The following is a 16,393-nucleotide window of genomic DNA, read 5'->3' as shown; positions in this document are numbered from 1 at the left end:
TGGTCAGAATTTGTTGCGCGTCACGACGCGGGCAAGGATGTTGAGCGCCAGCACGGCGATGGTGATCAGGAACACGCCGGCCCAGGCCAGCTGCTGCCAGTTCTCGTAGGGGCTCATCGCGAACTTGAAGATGGTTACCGGCAGGCTCGCCATCGGCTGGGTCATGTCGGCGGTCCAGAACTGGTTGTTGAGGGCGGTGAAGAGCAGCGGCGCGGTCTCTCCGGCGATGCGCGCCACCGCCAGGAGCACACCCGTGACCACACCGGCGCGCGCCGCGCGCAGCGTGATGTTCATGATCACGCGCCACTTCGGCGTGCCGAGTGCATAGGCGGCCTCACGCAGGCCCGGAGGCACGAGTTGCAGCATGTTCTCGGTGGTGCGGATCACGACCGGGATCACGATCAGCGCCAGCGCCAGCGCACCGGCCAGGCCGGAGAAGCTCTTGAAATAGGCCACCGCGATCGCATAGACGAACAGGCCGATCACGATCGAGGGCGCCGACAGCAGGATGTCGTTGACGAAGCGCGTCACGCTTGCCAGCAGGCCCTTGGGGTTGTATTCCGCCAGGTAGATGCCGGCCATGATGCCGATCGGCGTACCCACGAAGGTGGCCAGCAGCACCATCGCCAGCGAACCGAAGATCGCGTTGGCGATGCCGCCCGCCTCGTTGGGCGGCGGCGTCATCTCGGTGAAGGTGGCGATCGCCAGGCCGCCCACGCCCAGCCGCAGCGTTTCCCAGAGGATCCAGATCAGCCAGAACACGCCGAAGGCCATCGCGGCCAGCGACATCGACAGCGCGATGACGTTGATGCGCTTCCGGCTCGCGAACTTGGCCGCACGCGTCTCGTGGAGCGTTTTGGCACTGAGGAGCTTTTCCGCGGTACTGCTCATGACTTCTTGCCCTCGCTCTTCTGCATCTGCTGCAGCAGCAGCTTGGACAGCGAAAGCACCACGAAGGTGATGAAGAACAGCACCAGGCCCAGGTACATCAGCGAGGCCTGGTGCAGGCCCGCGCCGGCCTCGGCGAACTCGTTGGCCAGCACCGAGGTGATGCTGTTGGCGGCCTCGAAGACCGACAGCGAATTGAGCTGGTTGGTGTTGCCGATCACGAAGGTGACCGCCATCGTCTCGCCCAGCGCGCGGCCGAGGCCGAGCATGATGCCGCCGATGACGCCGGCCTTGGTGTAGGGCAGCACCACCTTCGAGACCACTTCCCAGGTCGTGGAGCCGAGCCCGTAGGCCGACTCCTTGAGCAGCGGCGGGGTGACCTCGAACACGTCACGCATCACCGAGGCGATGAAGGGAATGATCATGATCGCCAGGATGATCCCGGCCGACAGGATGCCGATGCCCACCGGCGGGCCGGACACCAGCGCGCCGAGGTAGGGCACCCCGGCGAAGAGTTTCTGCAGCGGCTGCTGCACGTAGGTGGACAGGATCGGCCCGAACACCAGCAGGCCCCACATGCCGTACACGATCGACGGAACGGCAGCGAGCAACTCGATGGCGGTGCCGAGCGGCCGCTTCAGCCAGGCCGGCGACATCTCGGTCAGGAACAGCGCGATGCCGAAGCTCACCGGCACCGCGATGATCAGCGCGATCAGCGAGGTGGCGAGCGTCCCGTAGATCATCACCAGGCCGCCGTACTCGTTCTGCACCGGATCCCACACGCTGCTGGTGAGGAATCCGAGGCCGAACTTGGCGATGGCGGGCCAGGCACCGGCCAGCAGCGACAGCAGGATGCCGATCAGCATCGCGAGCGTGAGCAGCGCAGCGCCCTTGGCGGCCCATCCGAACAGGCGGTCTGTGGTGGCGCCGGTGCGCGGCTTGCGCACGGGCGGCGGACTGGTGTTGGCGCGTGCGCCCTCGGCCGGCAGGTCGAGGGGATTGGCGGCAGCGGGGAAAGTGGATGACACGGGTCGCTCCGAAGTCGGCGCGTGGTCGAGCGGGGTGCTGCTCATACGCGCCGGTCCGCTATTACTTGTAGGCGACGGGCTTGCCCGACGCGTCCTTGATCTCGCCCCAGGCGGTGCTGATGGCGCCCTTCACCTTCTCGGGCATCGGCACGTAGTCCAGATCACCGGCAGTCTTGTCGCCGTTCTTGTAGGCCCAGTCGAAGAACTTGAGCGTGGTGGTGGCCTGGGCCGGCTTGTCCTGGGTCTTGTGCATCAGGATGAAGGTGGCACCGGTGATGGGCCACGAGTCCTTGCCGGGCTGGTTGGTCAGCACCTGGTAGAAGGTCTTGGACCAGTCGGCACCGGCCGCGGCGGCCTTGAAGGCGTCGTCGTCCGGATTGACGAAGCTGCCGGCCGCGTTCTGCATCTGGGCGTACGTCATCTTGTTCTGCTTGACGTAGGCGTACTCGACGTAGCCGATCGAGTTGGGCAGCTTGCTCACGAACTGGGCCACGCCCTCGTTGCCCTTGCCGCCTGCGCCGGTGGGCCAGTTGACCGCCGTGCCGTCGCCCACCTTCGCCTTCCAGTCGGGGTTGGCCTTGCTCAGGTAGTTGGTGAACAGGAAGGTCGTGCCCGAACCGTCGGCGCGGCGGACCGGGGCGATGGCCGCATCAGGCAGGTTGAGCGAGCCGTTGATCGCCTTGATCGCCGGATCGTTCCACTTGGTGATCTTGCCGAGGTAGATGTCGCCCAGCACCTGCCCGTTGAGCTTGAGCTCACCGGGCTTGATGCCCTGAATGTTGACCACCGGAATCACGCCGCCGATGACGGTGGGGAACTGAAGCAGGCCCTTGGCCTTGAGTTCCTCGTCGGTCAGGGGCATGTCGGAGGCGCCGAAATCGACGGTCTTGGCATCGATCTGCTTGATGCCGGCGCCCGAGCCGACGGACTGGTAGTTGATCTTGGCGCCGGTGGCCTTGTTGAAGTCGGCGGCCCACTTCGAATACAGCGGAGCCGGGAAGCTTGCGCCGGCACCTGTGGCGTCCTGCGCGAGCGCGGGGACTTGGGCCAGGGCCGCGGCAAACAGGCCGGCGGCTGCAAACTTGAACGTCGTCTTCATGAAGCTTCCTTCTGGGATGTGCAAAGAACCCCTTGCCGGGGACTTGGCAGCGACTCTAGGAAGCTTGTGTGACATCGGTGTGACACCGTTCGCCAGAGGGAAATCCGGCTTCGGGGGCGCTGGATTGTATGACGCTGTCACACAAACGTCATGTTCGCCACCTAGCCTCGGAAGCCCCCTTGTTGCGCGGCTCCCGCCTGCCCTGCCTTGGCCGCCCGAGCGGCTACGATCGGGGCACCGGCCTCTCCCATCTCAACATGCAAAACGGAACCCGCCTTGCCGCGGTCGATCTCGGCTCGAACAGCTTCAGGCTCGAGATCGGCCGGGTCGACCATGGCCAGATCCACCGCGCCGAATATCTGAAGGAAACCGTCCGCCAGGGCAACGGCCTCGACGCCGCCCGCAATCTCACGCCCGAGGCCATGCAGCGCGGCTGGGACGCCCTGGCCCGCTTCGGCGAGCGGTTGGCGGGTTTCAAACGCTCTCAGGTCCGCGCAGTGGCCACCCAGACCCTGCGCGAAGCCCGCAACCGGGACGAATTCCTGTTGCGTGCGCGCACCATCCTGGGCTTCGGCATCGACGTCATCCCCGGCCGCGAGGAAGCGCGCCTGATCTATCAGGGCGTGGCCCACATGCTGCCCCACACCGACGCCTCGAACGAGGAGCGCCGCCTGGTGGTGGACATCGGCGGGCGCTCGACCGAGATGATCATCGGCCAGGGCATGGAAGCGCAGGTAACGGAGTCCTACCGGGTCGGCAGCGTCGCCTGGTCGATGAAGCATTTTCCCGAGGGTCTGTTCACCACCGCCGCCTTCCGGGCGGCCGAGATTGCGGCCAAGGCGGTGCTCGACGACGCCCTCGCCTCCTACGTGCCCGACCGCTGGGACGTGGCCTACGGCGCCTCCGGCACCATCGGCGCGGTCGGCGACGTGCTTGCCGCCGCCGGCGGCAAGCCAGGCCTGATCACCCGCGAGGGGCTGGACTGGCTGGTGGAACGGCTGCTGAAGGCCGGCAGCACCGACCGCTTGCGCATCGAAGGCATGCGGGAAGACCGCAAGGCCGTGATCGGCGGCGGTGTGAGCGTGCTGCGGGCCGTGTTCGACCTGCTGGAGATCGAGGAAATGCGCGTCGCCCAGGGTGCGCTGCGCCACGGCGTGCTCTATGAATTGCTGGAGCGCGACGAAGGCGTAGCCGATCTGCGCACCAGCACGGTGGCGCGGCTGGCCAGCCGCTTCGCCGCGGACACCGCCCAGGTACGACGTGTGGGCGATACGGCTGCAGCCCTGTTCCAGCAACTGGAGCCGGCCTCGCGCGGCGCCGCCACCACCAGCCGGGCCGGACGCAACCTCCGGAAGATCGGCTGGGCCGCCCAGCTGCACGAGATCGGGACCCACATCTCACACAGCGACTACCACAAGCACGGCGCCTACATCCTGGACAACACCGACGCACCGGGCTTCGCAGTGAACGAGATGCACTGGCTCAGTCAGCTGGTGCTGGGCCACCGGGGCAAGCTGCGCAAGTTGGAAGCCACATTGGACGACGACACCTTCGTGCCGCAGTTGCTCGCGTTGCGCCTGGCCGTGATCCTGTGCCACGCCCGGCGCGACCCGGACCTGGAAGGCCTGCGTCTCGCCCGGACCGACAGCCGCTTCTTCGTCCTCAGTTGCCGCCGCGGCTGGGCGGAGCTCTATCCGCAATCAGCCCATCTGCTGCGCGAGGAGGTGCTGGCCTGGCAGAAGACGTCCTGGCGGCTCCAGCTCGAAGGCTGCTGACCGGGACGCACCGGGCGGCGGGCAGTGGCCGCCGGCTTCCGACGGTACTTACAGCAGCTCGGGCGACTGCACCGTCACCACGACGGTCTGCGTGTCGCCGTCGCGCTCGCGCGTGCGGATCCACCAGACCGCGCCCTTGCGCACCGGGCAACTTTCCTGCTTGAGCCCCAGCAGCAGCGAGATCGCCTGTCCCAGCGAGGGTTGGTGTCCCACCAGCAGCACCACTGACTTGCCGTTGGGCCACCCGGCCGCAGCCAGGAGCGCGTCGGCCGTGGTGTCGGGTGCGAGTTCGCTGCGCAGCTTGTACTTGCGGCCCAGCGCGAGCACGGTCTGTTCGCAGCGCCGCGCCGGGCTGCAAACGACGCGCGTGCCTTCCGGCAGTTGCCGGTCCAGCCAGGCCGCCATGCGCTTGGCCTGTTTCTCGCCGCGCGGGGTCAGCGAACGCTGCATGTCGTCGCAGCCCTCGGTCCAGTCATCGGCCTCGGCGTGGCGCCAGAAGATCAGGTCCATGTGATCCTCATCCCCGGGTGGCGGCGCGGGCACGGCCACGCGACGAATAGCGCACCATCAGTGCGGTCTGCGCACCATGCGCCTGGACGGCACGCGGCGCGCCCTCCTCGCCCTGGTGCGTGTCATGGTCGACGCGGCGGTAGGCCCCATCGGAGCCCAGGTCCCAGGCGTCGCGGCCATCGTGCAGATAGGCCACCAGGCATTCGTCGATCAGGCGCTGGCGCAGCACCGGGTCGGTCACCGGCCAGGCCAGCTCGATCCGGCGCAGCATGTTGCGGTTCATCCAGTCGGCGCTCGACAGGTAGAGCGCCTCATCCTCGCCTTCGCGGAAATAGAAGACCCGCGAATGCTCGAGGAAACGGCCGATCACCGAACGCACGCGGATGTTGTCGGTCAACCCCGGCACCTGGGCCGGCAGGGTGCAGGCCCCCCTCACGATCAGGTCGATCTTCACGCCCTTGCGGCCCGCCGCCACCACGGAGGTGATCAGCGCCTCGTCGGTCAGCGCATTCATCTTGGCGACGATGCGCGTGGCCACGCCGCGCGCAGCGGCGGCCCCGAGCGCGTCGATGCGCGCGATCAGGTTACGGTGCAGGTCGAAGGGCGCGACCCACATGCGGTTGAGTTTGGGCAGGCGACTCTGGCTGGCCATGTGCACGAACACCGCCTCCATGTCGGCCGTCAGCTGCGGATCGGCGGTCAGATGGCTGATGTCGGTGTAGAGCCTGGCGGTGCGCGGGTTGTAGTTGCCGGTGGACAGGTGGCCGTAGCGCCGCATCTGCTTGCCCTCGCGCCGGGTCACCAGCAGCATCTTGGCGTGCGTCTTGAGGCCCACCACGCCATAGACCACCTGGGCGCCAATCGACTCCAGCATCTCGGCCCAGTTGATGTTGGCCTCTTCGTCGAAGCGCGCCTTGAGCTCCACCACCACCGTGACTTCCTTGCCGCGGCGAACCGCCTCGCGCAGCAACTCCATGAGCTCGGAATCGGCGCCGGTGCGGTAGATGGTCTGCTTGATCGCCAGCACCTGCGGATCCTGCACTGCCTCTCGCAGGAAGGCGAGCACGCCCTCGAAGCTCTCGAAGGGTTGATGGATCAGCGCATCGCCGGCCTGCAGCCGCTCGAAGAAGGATTGCCCCGGCGACAACGACACCGGATACGAGGCTTGGTAAGGCCCGAACCGCAGCTGCGGGTCCTCCAGCAGGTCGATCAGCTGCGTCAGGCGCGCCAGGTTGACCGGGCCATGCACGCGGTAGAGCGCCTGCGGCGGCAGGTCGAATTGCGCAAGCAGGAAGCTCGCCAGCGACTCGGCGCAGCTGGCCGAGACCTCCAGACGCACGGCCTGCCCGAAGTGGCGATGCTGCAGGCCCTGACGCAGGGCGGTGCGCAGGTTCTTGACGTCTTCCTCGTCCACCGCCAGGTCGGAATGGCGCGTCACGCGGAACTGCGAGAACTCGCCCACCTCCCGGCCCGGGAACATGCTTTGCAGGTGGGCCCGCACGATGCTCGACAGCGCGACGAACAGCTTCTTGCCGCCCGACACCTTGGCCGGCATCGGGACCATGCGCGGCAGCACCCGCGGGACCTTGACGATCGCGATCGGGTTCTCGCGGCCGAAGGCATCCTTGCCGGACAGGCGCACGATGAAGTTGAGCGACTTGTTGGCGACCTGCGGGAAGGGATGCGCCGGGTCCAACCCGACCGGGATGAGCAGCGGCCGGACCTCGCGCTCGTAGTACTCGCTGACCCACTTGCGCTGCGCCAGATTGCGCTCGCCGTGCGAAACGACGCGGATGCCCTCCTTCGCGAAGGTGGGCATCAGCTCGTCGTTGTAGAGCGCGTACTGCCGCCCCACCAGGGCATGGGCCGCTTCGGACAGGCGATTGAAGGAATCGACGGTGTAGTTGCCCTTGCGGTCGCCCGCGGTATGGGCAGCCAGGTGCGGCGCGGCGCGGACCTCGAAGAACTCGTCGAGGTTGGACGACACGATGCAGAGGTAGCGCAACCGCTCGATCAGCGGCACCTCGGGCCGGTACGCCCAATCGAGCACCCGCTCATTGAAAGCCAGGATGCTGTGGTCGCGATCGAGCAGGGTCAGCGAAGGCGCAGCGGCAACAGGCGCACTGTCGTCGATGGCAGGTGGAGAGGCGAAATTATCTGGAACAACCGGCACAGGAATGATCGCATGCGAGAACATGACAGTGTCGAATGACTTCGTGACACTTCCATGACAACTGTGTGACGAGCTCCCCGGGCTGTCAATCGCCCAGGAAATGCTTGCGATAACGGGCCGGCAGGTCGTCGATGCGCATCAGCATCGGCAGATCGGCCGTGTTGAAGTCCGGATCCCAGGCCGGCGGCCCCAGCACCTTGGCGCCCAGCCGCAGGTAGCCCTTGATCAACGCGGGTGGCTCGATGTCCAACTGGTCATTCAGCCGGTGCACCGGCAGCGGCAGCCGCGGCTGCACCTGGTATTGGATCGGCGCCATGTGAGTGGCCGAGAGCTGGCGCCAGATGCTGGCGGCCGCGTCGCCGCTGGTCACGCCGTTGTGCCACATCGGGATGCTGGCGCAGCCGATCATGGTGTCCAGCCGGTTGCGGTTCATGAAGGCGGCGAGCGCGCCCCAGAGCGCGAGGATGACGCCGCCTTGGCGGTGCTCGGCGTGGACGCAGCTACGCCCCAACTCCACCATGCGCTCGCGCAGGTCGCGCAGGCGGGTGAGGTCGAACTCGGTGTCACTGTAAGTACTGCCCACGCGCCGGGCCTGGGCCGGCGTCAGCACGCGGTAGGTGCCTATCACCTGACGGGTGACCTCGTCACGCACCAGCAGGTGCTCGCAGAAATCGTCGAACAGATCGACGTCGTGACCTTCCAACGGCGTGCTCAGGCGCGCACCCATCTCGCCGGCGAACACCTCGTAGCGCAGGCGCTGCGCCGCACGCACCTCGTCCTGGTGGCGGGCCCAGTTCACGCTGATGCCGCCGCGTCCCGCCTCGACGGCCTGGGGCGCGGCAGCAGGCGCCACTTCCGGCACGGTGATGGCTTCCGCCCGGCGGGCTGTGGCCGGGGTCGGCCACAGGGCGTGGCGCAGTCCCAGTTGCGAGAACGGAAACGTCGGCGTGGGCAGTTCTTTCATGCGGTGTCCCTTTCTGCCGACGGAGTCTGTGAGCACGCAGTGAAACACGCGTGTCAATCCAATGGCAGTTGCATGACGGGGTGCGCATGACCGGGGCTTTGGCGTCTAATGCCGGACGTTGAGCCCCCTGGAGTGCCCTGAGATGACAGCCGAAACCCCCGTCACGGTGGAAGTGGAAACCCGCACCCACCAGATGTTTCCCGCCCTGAGCCCCTGCGACGTCGCGCGCGTCAAGCGCTTCGGCAGCGTGCGCCACTATGCGCGTGGCGAATGCCTGTTCCGCGCCGGCGAGCCCGGCCCGGGGATGTTCCTCGTCCTGGACGGCCATGTGGCCATTACCCAACGCGATGGCCTCGGGCGCGTCGTCCCGATCCGAAGCCAGGGCCCGGGCCAGTTCCTGGCGGAGATCGCGCAGCTCTCGGGCCGCCCTGCCCTGGTCGACGGCCATGCCGAGGACGAGGTGCAGGCAGTGCTGGTGCCGCCTGAGCAATTGCGCGCGCTGATCATCGCCGAGGCCGACCTGGGCGAGCGCCTGATGCGCGCGATGATCCTGCGCCGGGTGGCGCTGATCGAATCGGGCGAAAGCGGCCCCGTGCTGATCGGCCCGCCGCAGTCCGTGGCCCTGCTGCGGCTGCAGAACTTCCTGAGCCGCAACGGCCATCCGTACCAGGTGGTCGATGCCACCCGGGACGCCGACGCCCGCGCCCTGCTCGAGCAGTACGGCGAGGCCGAGCTGCTGGTCACCTGCCCCAACGGCTCCGTGCTGGCCGACCCGACCGAGAGCGCACTGGCGCGCTGCCTCGGCATGGTCGACTCCGCCGAGCATGACGAACTGTTCGACGTGCTGGTGGTAGGCGCCGGCCCCGCCGGCCTGGCGACCGCCGTCTATGCCGCGTCCGAGGGGCTGCGCGTGATCGTGCTGGACTGCCGCTCCTTCGGCGGGCAGGCGGGCGCCAGCGCACGCATCGAGAACTACCTGGGCTTTCCGACCGGCATCTCCGGCGGCGCCCTGGCCGGCCGGGCCTTCGTGCAGGCGCAGAAGTTCGGTGTCGAAATGATGATCCCGGCCCAGGCCGCCTCCATGGACTGCAGCCACGCCGAAGCCAAGGGCGAGCTGGCCGTGCACCTGACGGACGGGCGGCGCCTGCGCGCCCGCACGGTGGTCATCGCCAGCGGCGCCCGCTACCGCCGCCCCGAGGTGCCGCGCCTGACCGAATTCGAGGGCCGCGGCATCTGGTACTGGGCCTCGGCGCTGGAGGCCAAGCTCTGCGCCGAGCAGGAGATCGCATTGGTCGGCGGCGGCAACTCGGCCGGCCAGGCCGCGGTCTTCCTCTCGCAGCATGTGTCCAAGCTCAACCTGCTGGTGCGCGGCCCCTCGCTGGCCGCCACCATGTCGCGCTACCTGATCGACCGCATCGAGGCCACGGACAACATCGAACTGCACCCCTACACGGAACTGATCCACCTGCACGGCGAGCCGGATGCCGGCCTGCAGGGCGCCAGCTGGCGCGACCGCCAAAGCGGCGCCGAGTACACCTGTGATGCGCGCAACATCTTCCTGTTCATCGGCGCAGTGCCCGAGACCGACTGGCTCCAGGGCTGCGGCGTGGCGGTCGACAAGCACGGCTTCGTGTTGACCGGCGAGACGGCGCGCGGCGGCTTCCCGGCCCGGCCGGCGGCGGCCCTGGAAACCAGCGTTGCGGGCGTATTCGCAGTGGGCGACGTGCGCTCTGGCTCGGTCAAGCGCGTGGGCGGTGCGATCGGCGAAGGTGCGGCAGTGGTGGCGTTGATCCACAAGCACTTGGCGCCTGCACCGGTCACGGCCTGAACCCCGCTCCGGCCGCCGGCATCCGGCCGGGCCCTGCATGAAATTCCGCCGGCCGCTATGCTGGCCGGCCGTCTTCACCCCCGGAAACCGCGCATGCCCCAAGCCCCTATCGACGTCTATTCCTGGCCCACCCCCAACGGCCACAAGATCCACATCATGCTGGAGGAATGCGGCCTGCCCTACCGTGCACATCCGGTCAACATCGGCAAGGGCGACCAGTTCGAGCCTGCTTTCCTCAGGATCAGCCCCAACAACAAGATCCCCGCCATCACCGACCCCGAAGGGCCGGACGGCAAGCCCATCTCGCTCTTCGAATCCGGTGCCATCCTCGTCTACCTGGCCGGCAAGACCGGCCAGTTCCTCCCCGAGGGCGATCGCGCGCGCTACGAGGTGCTGCAGTGGCTGATGTTCCAGATGGGCGGCGTCGGCCCCATGCTCGGCCAGACGCACCACTTCCGCCTCTACGCGCCCGAGAAGATTCCCTACGCCATCGATCGCTACAGCAACGAAGCGCGCCGCCTCTACGGCGTGATCGACAGGCAGCTTGCCAACCACGCCTTCATCGCCGGCGACAGCTACTCGATCGCCGACATTGCGATCTTCCCCTGGCTGCGCAACTGGGAAGGCCAGGGCATCGTGCTCGGCGACTTTCCGTACCTGAAGAAATGGTTCGAGGGCATCGCGGCACGGCCTGCGGTGCAGCGCGGGGTCAAGGTGCTGGCCGACCTGCGCCGGCCCATCACCGACGACAAGGCGCGCGAGATGCTGTTCGGCAAGACGCAGTACGAGCGACGTTGAACGGAGCGCGCCGGCGGCGCAGGCTAGAATCCTAGGCTCGTCGGGGTGTAGCGCAGCCTGGTAGCGCATCTGCTTTGGGAGCAGAGGGTCGAAGGTTCGAATCCTTTCGCCCCGACCATCAAATCGAATGCCGGCATGGACGCAGCGTCCGTGCCGGCATTCTCATTTCAGGGGCGCTCAGGCCTTCTTCTCGGCTACGCCGGCTTCGCGCACCCTCGGCGCACGCTTCGGGGGATTGCTCGACCCGAGTGCACGCACGATCCAGCCCGCCTCATCCTGTTCTGGCTTTTCCGGTGGTTCAAGAACTCGCGTCATTCCAACCGAGAACTCGCGGCACGCCCGCTGAAACTCGCCGACCGCCTTCAGGTACTCACGCCGCGCAGCCTTGGTGCTCATCTGGCATCTCCGTGCTAGAGGAATTGCGGATGATGCGCCCGGCCGCTCCGGTCTTCAAGCCGGCCGTGATTCGACTTCAACTGACAGGCAGTTGCTCCGGCATGGGCTCGGCCGGCGGCGAGGGCGGCACTTTCCCGGGATGCTCCCCATCGCGCCCCAAGTCTTCGATCATCTTCTCGCCCACTGGGTCCCGGCCATCCAGGGGAATCGATTCCTCGAAGCCGATTTCCGGCTCATCGTCCTTGCGTTGTGGGCTGTCTGTGCTCATGCGGATCTCCAAATGGGCATCACCTTCGCGCCCACAGCGGCCCACGCACCTCGGGCAAAGTCCTCTGAGGTTGTCGGTGCGCGCCGACTGTCTGCGGGCACACCGTAAAATCGCGCACCTTCTCACTGCCCGTAGCTCAGTTGGATAGAGCATCGGCCTTCTAAGCCGAATGTCGGGGGTTCGATTCCCTCCGGGCAGGCCAACTCCGCGAGGTCCGCCCCCAAAAACTCGGTGAGCACCTGGTCAGTGAGCCAGGCGCAGAGGACGGCTCCCTGCACGGCGTCAGCGCGCTCTTTCTGCTGCACCCCCACCTCGAGCTCGTAGACCGTGATGGCCGAGAGAAACGTTTCATCCTGGGCGATGGAGCCCGCCCATGCGACAACGCCCGGAGAAGCCTTCTCCGGCCGCCGAAGTGCAATTAGTCAACGCCCTGTCTCCCATCACTGCTCTGACTCGAGTTGCGCTCGCCCCGGGTCGGATGAAGCGTGGGCAACAAAACGCTACATTTTTGTCCGGCAGTTTCCGGCTCTTGATTTGCAAGCTCGGAGCGGCTATTTCTCTTTCCGCTCTCTTTGGTCATCGTGAAAGGAGGATCCCAAAATGGCCATGGACATGCTCAGACAGCTCGCCGGCTCGCCTTTGCCGGCCACTTTCCGCACGCCTGCGGAGATCGACAAGATCAAGCTTCTTCGCGCGGCGGGTCTGGTGATCGCGCTCACGCCCGCACCCTCAAATGCGCTGACTCTGTCGGGCACGGCGGATGCGGCTCAGGTCCTGGCGATCACGGAAAAGGGCCGGGAAGAACTGGCGAAGTTTTCCTTCCCCGGAGACGCGCCTCCCATGCAGCCTGCACGGCGGTCATGGTGGAAAGCCATGCTGAACGCGAAAGTCAATACGCCTCGTGAGACGGGATGGAGGTGAATATGCAACACGCCTCCTCGGATCCGATCGTTTACCGCGACGTCTCCATCGCGATCAAAGTGCAAAGGGAAGGCGACCGCATCTTCGGTCACGCCGACCTCTTCGCGAAGAACGAATTCAAGGGCCGGATCTCTCTCGGGAGCGCCCGCAGCCGCTCCAGACAGGTGCGCGACAGGTTGCGCATCTTGGCCAAAGCCAAGGTGGATGTCTGGACGACGGTTGAGTCGGCCGCGGCTCATTGAAGTCGGTGACGGCACACGCAGCAATGATCCCTGCCGCCGCTGGGAGGGGTCCACTCGCCGGAAATGGTCAGCAGCCGCGGTCGAGCTGGACGTTCCGCGTAGCCGGATCCAGGCCGGGGGCGAGGGCATAGCGCGGCGGTGCAGCGTGTGACCGTGCGGGCCAGCGCCGTGCAGTTGAAAGATGCTCTTGGCCAAGTCGATGCCGAGGATGGCGATCTCCAGGATGAACCTCCGAGCAACGGTTGATCGGTCGGCTAGTTTCTCCGACGGGAAGGCGGCGGGTCCATCTCAGTAGATTGGTACCAGGCCAGCGGAAACACACCCTGCGCGGTGTACCTGGCGCTCTGGTTCGAAAGCCGATGGGGCATGGCCGCCCTGCACGCGCACGCCTATAACGAAGCCCCGCACGCCCGTGCCTGGATCGTCTCCCGGAGCGCGAGTGCGAGCGCTTGCGCAACGTGATCCGCGCGCTCGAGAAGCGTCTCCTCCACTGCAGGACGCTGCAGGACGAGGTGCGCGAGCCCTCCTTCGATCATGTCTTTTCATGTGCGGGCAGGCCTATGAGGCTTGCGCCCCGGAGTAAAGTCCGGCTTCCAAGACAGCCAATCCAAAAGGACTACCAGAGATGAGGCAAGACCCTGTGCGCACCGGCATTCCGGGGCTGGACGAGGTGTTTCTGGGAGGCATCCAGCGCAACAACAACATCCTGGTCGAAGGGGCACCCGGGGCCGGTAAAACCACCCTGGGCCTGGCTTTCATCCATGCGGGTGCAGCCCACTACAACGAGCCCTGCGTGATCGTCTCTTTCGAGCTCGATGCCGAGAAGCTGCTGCGCGACGCCAAGGGGTTCAGCTGGGATCTGCAGCGACTCATCAATGAGCGCAAGGTCAAGATCATCCAGACCTCGCCGGCGGTGCTGCTGAACGAATTTCGTTCATCGGACGGGGCGTTCACTGCTGAGTTGACGGCCATCGGCGCGCGCAGGCTGATGATCGATGGACTGACGCCCCTGCGGCTCTATGCCGAGGCCAACGACAAGCCCTTCCGCGAGGACGTCCACCTGCTCGTCGAGGGACTTACGCGGCTTGGCGTCACGACTCTCGTCACCGCGGAGCGCGCAGAAACGAAGCTGGAAGCCCATGCGCACGAACGCTTCGTCTTCGACACCATCATTTCTCTGACCCGCACCGAGGTGCGCCGCCGGGTGCACAGGACGTTGGCCGTGGTTAAGTCGCGCGGCCAGGACTTCATCAGCGGCAGTCACTCGATGCGCATCGAGCCGGGTGCGGGCATCCTTGTGTACCGGCGTGCCCAATCGCGCCCCAAGGTCGACGAGGACCAGCCCACGTCGAGCGAACGCGTGTCCGTCGGTTGTGCCGCGCTGGACCTGATTATGGATGGCGGGTTGTACGAGGGCTCGATCACCATGGTCACAGGCATCTCAGGCACCGGCAAGACCGTTCTGGGGGTTCAGTTCCTGACGTCGGCGGTGCAGGCCGGGCGGCGTGCACTGCTGGTGACCCTGGATGAGCATCCGAGACAGCTGATCCGCAACGCGGCGAGCCTGGGCTTCGACCTCGAAAGCCTGGTGCGCCAGGGTTCGCTTTTCATCCACTACGAGTCGCCCCTCGAGCTGGAACTCGACGTGCACTTCGATCGGGTGGCCAAGCTGGTGGAAAAGGAAGGCATCGACTGCGTCGTCTTCGACTCGGTGGCCGTGTACGAGATGGCGAGCCCCGACCAAGCCTCCGACTTTCTCTATGCGCTGGCGGATTTCGTCAAGGGACGGCTGGCGACAGCGTTCTTCAACTACGAGAGTCCAGAACTTCTGGGCGTCTCCCAGATCAGTCAGGAGCTCAAAGGGTCGCACCTGGTCGACAACATCATCCTGCTGAGCTATGTGGAGATCTCCACGCGCCTGCGCCGCGCGATCGCGGTGCCAAAGGTGCGCGGCAGCAAGAACATCCAGACGACGCGCGAGTACGTGATCGGCGCAGGCGGCATTACCTTGCTCGACGAATCGGTGGTCGACGGGGAGGAGTCGGCCCCCGTGCCGCAGCTGCCTTTCTCTTCCTACTACGGGCTGCTGGCCCGCTCACCGTCGCGCAAGAGCCCGGTGATCGAGGACGCTGTCGCGCATGGCAAAGCATTGCCGGACTCGCCGGAACTGCCTCCCGAGACGGCCTCGTGAACGACAGCGCCGACGCCAAGAACCGTCCGACGGGGTTGGACTGGGAAGGCTGGCGTCGCGCGTTGTTGCGCTTCGCGGCGGCGACGGGTCTGTGCGTCTGCGCCTACGACGAAGACTGCGAAAGACAGGCCGGACCGTTTGCCTCTTCAAAGGTTGCATGCCTGCTGGCGGCTTCGGGCATATGGAATGAAGGCCGCTTCGGCGACAGGATCGAGCGGGATCTGGCCGCGCAGGTCCGCGAAACACGTGCACCCGAGCACGCCAGCGTGTGCGACGAACTGCGGCTGCAGGCGGTCCCATTGCTGATCGGCGGCCAGGTGCGCGGGGCGATCGTCTACGGCTGGGCGTTCTCTGGTTTCGGAACGCCGCTGGGATGCGAGCGCATTGCGCGCCAGCTCGGGGTCGACGGTGCACGGCTTTGGGCCGAGGTGCGGCTGGAGTCGCCCGTCCCTGAGGCGCGCATGACCGTGTACACCGAACTGCTCGAGACGATGATTGAGTCCACGGTCCGTCACACCGAGGCGGTCGAGCGTCTCCAGGATCTGGATCGGCTGCGCGAGGTGTTTCTTGCCGGGGTATCACACGAACTTCGAACGCCGCTGTCCGTGCTCGGGACGCGAATCGAACTCCTGCTGCGTGGTGCGCTCGCCGATCCGGAGGCCATCAGAGCCTCTCTGGTCAACATGAAGCACCACGTGAAGACCGAGGCGCGGCTGGTCGAAGATCTGATCGAGGCGGCGCGAACCCGCACAGGACAGTTGCGCATCGACATGCAAACTGCGTCGCTTCGCGACATCCTCAAGGCCGCAGTGTCTGCCGTGGTGCCGCATGCCGAGGCCAAGCAGATTTCGGTCGTGATGCCGGAGCTGGATGAAGTCGGCCAATTGCCCATGATCGCGGATGCCCACCGTCTTCAGCAGGTGTTCTGGAATCTTCTGTCCAATGCAGTCAAGTTCACCCCGGCGTCCGGACAGATTGCTCTGCAGCTGCAGCGCGAGGGGCAGATGTACGTTGTCTCGGTGACGGATACGGGCAGCGGTATCGAAGCGGCGCTGCTCCCCCACGTTTTCAACCCATTCACGAAGCAGCTGAAGGCCAATTCGCAAGGACTCGGACTCGGCCTGTCCATCGCCCGCCACATCGTCGAACGCCACGGCGGATCGATCCGGGTGGAAAGCGCCGGCCGCGACGCCGGGGCGACATTCCTTGTCACGCTGCCTGCGGCTTCGCAGCCCGCCCACGACGCAGCCGGATAGTCGGTGGGAGATGTGCCTCGGTGCCGGTTCCGCACCAGAAGAGCCTCGACCCCCTC

At 66.4% G+C, this 16,393-nt stretch carries 15 protein-coding genes and 2 tRNA genes; 9 read left to right on the top strand and 8 right to left on the bottom strand.

The genetic code is table 11. The annotated features are described in order from the left end of the window. Positions 1-3: 3 nt before the first annotated feature. From pstA to pstS, 3 genes are read right to left on the bottom strand one after another with little or no spacing between them, the layout of a single operon-like run. Positions 4-891 carry a phosphate ABC transporter permease PstA gene (gene pstA, locus A8M77_RS09200; RefSeq protein ID WP_086921252.1) on the bottom strand — a complete coding sequence of 296 codons (888 nt, stop codon included), beginning with the start codon at positions 889-891 and terminating at the stop codon, positions 4-6. After that, positions 888-1,961: a phosphate ABC transporter permease subunit PstC gene (pstC, locus tag A8M77_RS09195; protein ID WP_086921251.1), complete on the bottom strand. Its 1,074-nt coding sequence runs from the start codon at positions 1,959-1,961 to the stop codon at positions 888-890. Before pstC ends, pstA begins: the two co-directional genes overlap by 4 nt. A 16-nt stretch (positions 1,962-1,977) precedes the next feature. Continuing rightward, positions 1,978-3,015, bottom strand: coding sequence for a phosphate ABC transporter substrate-binding protein PstS (gene pstS, locus A8M77_RS09190; protein WP_086921250.1), 1,038 nt, complete (start codon positions 3,013-3,015; stop codon positions 1,978-1,980). 257 nt (positions 3,016-3,272) lie between these two features. On the opposite strand from pstS, the gene A8M77_RS09185 reads away from it, so the two are divergent. Beyond that, positions 3,273-4,790, top strand: a complete 1,518-nt coding sequence (locus tag A8M77_RS09185; protein ID WP_086921377.1) for a Ppx/GppA phosphatase family protein — start codon at positions 3,273-3,275, stop codon at positions 4,788-4,790. 48 nt (positions 4,791-4,838) lie between these two features. On the opposite strand, the gene A8M77_RS09180 is transcribed toward A8M77_RS09185, so the two are convergent. The 3 genes from A8M77_RS09180 to A8M77_RS09170 form a co-directional block, all read right to left on the bottom strand. Beyond that, entirely contained in the window at positions 4,839-5,300 is a 462-nt protein-coding gene (locus tag A8M77_RS09180; RefSeq protein WP_086921249.1) for a SixA phosphatase family protein, read from the bottom strand. A gap of 7 nt (positions 5,301-5,307) precedes the next feature. Beyond that, positions 5,308-7,497, bottom strand: coding sequence for a polyphosphate kinase 1 (gene ppk1 / locus A8M77_RS09175; protein WP_086921248.1), 2,190 nt, complete (start codon positions 7,495-7,497; stop codon positions 5,308-5,310). Between the two features lie 61 nt (positions 7,498-7,558). After that, a complete protein-coding gene (locus A8M77_RS09170; RefSeq protein WP_086921247.1) occupies positions 7,559-8,437 on the bottom strand; it encodes a GNAT family N-acetyltransferase in 879 nt (292 codons plus the stop codon). Between the two features lie 142 nt (positions 8,438-8,579). Between A8M77_RS09170 and A8M77_RS09165 the strand changes: the two genes are divergently transcribed. The 3 genes from A8M77_RS09165 (at position 8,580) to A8M77_RS09155 (ending at position 11,181) form a co-directional block, all read left to right on the top strand. Continuing rightward, on the top strand, positions 8,580-10,265 hold the full coding sequence (locus A8M77_RS09165; RefSeq protein WP_086921246.1) for an FAD-dependent oxidoreductase: 1,686 nt from the start codon (positions 8,580-8,582) through the stop codon (positions 10,263-10,265). Positions 10,266-10,358: 93 nt separating this feature from the next. Beyond that, positions 10,359-11,063, top strand: a complete 705-nt coding sequence (locus tag A8M77_RS09160) for a glutathione binding-like protein (RefSeq protein WP_086921245.1) — start codon at positions 10,359-10,361, stop codon at positions 11,061-11,063. A 41-nt stretch (positions 11,064-11,104) separates the two neighbouring features. Further along, a tRNA-Pro gene (locus tag A8M77_RS09155) sits at positions 11,105-11,181 on the top strand. Positions 11,182-11,240: 59 nt separating this feature from the next. Here A8M77_RS09155 and A8M77_RS09150 read toward each other — a convergent pair. Both A8M77_RS09150 and A8M77_RS09145 read right to left on the bottom strand, forming a co-directional pair. Further along, a complete protein-coding gene (locus tag A8M77_RS09150; protein WP_086921244.1) occupies positions 11,241-11,459 on the bottom strand; it encodes a hypothetical protein in 219 nt (72 codons plus the stop codon). Between the two features lie 76 nt (positions 11,460-11,535). Further along, positions 11,536-11,727, bottom strand: coding sequence for a hypothetical protein (locus tag A8M77_RS09145; RefSeq protein WP_086921243.1), 192 nt, complete (start codon positions 11,725-11,727; stop codon positions 11,536-11,538). Positions 11,728-11,852: 125 nt separating this feature from the next. Here A8M77_RS09145 and A8M77_RS09140 point away from each other — a divergent pair. The 5 genes from A8M77_RS09140 (at position 11,853) to A8M77_RS09120 (ending at position 16,337) form a co-directional block, all read left to right on the top strand. Next, positions 11,853-11,929 (top strand) — tRNA-Arg (locus A8M77_RS09140). Between the two features lie 398 nt (positions 11,930-12,327). Next, positions 12,328-12,648 carry a hypothetical protein gene (locus A8M77_RS09135; RefSeq protein WP_086921242.1) on the top strand — a complete coding sequence of 107 codons (321 nt, stop codon included), beginning with the start codon at positions 12,328-12,330 and terminating at the stop codon, positions 12,646-12,648. Between the two features lie 2 nt (positions 12,649-12,650). Next, positions 12,651-12,890, top strand: coding sequence for a hypothetical protein (locus A8M77_RS09130; RefSeq protein WP_086921241.1), 240 nt, complete (start codon positions 12,651-12,653; stop codon positions 12,888-12,890). A 640-nt stretch (positions 12,891-13,530) separates the two neighbouring features. Beyond that, a complete protein-coding gene (locus tag A8M77_RS09125; protein WP_158100900.1) occupies positions 13,531-15,081 on the top strand; it encodes an ATPase domain-containing protein in 1,551 nt (516 codons plus the stop codon). Beyond that, positions 15,078-16,337: a sensor histidine kinase gene (locus A8M77_RS09120; protein WP_086921239.1), complete on the top strand. Its 1,260-nt coding sequence runs from the start codon at positions 15,078-15,080 to the stop codon at positions 16,335-16,337. Before A8M77_RS09125 ends, A8M77_RS09120 begins: the two co-directional genes overlap by 4 nt. Positions 16,338-16,393: the final 56 nt, after the last annotated feature.

It is taken from the genome of Variovorax sp. JS1663, from assembly GCF_002157355.1.
GTDB lineage: Bacteria > Pseudomonadota > Gammaproteobacteria > Burkholderiales > Burkholderiaceae_C > Variovorax.
The sequence above is the reverse complement of the archived record's forward strand: the minus strand, read 5'-3'. Positions and strand labels throughout refer to the sequence as shown.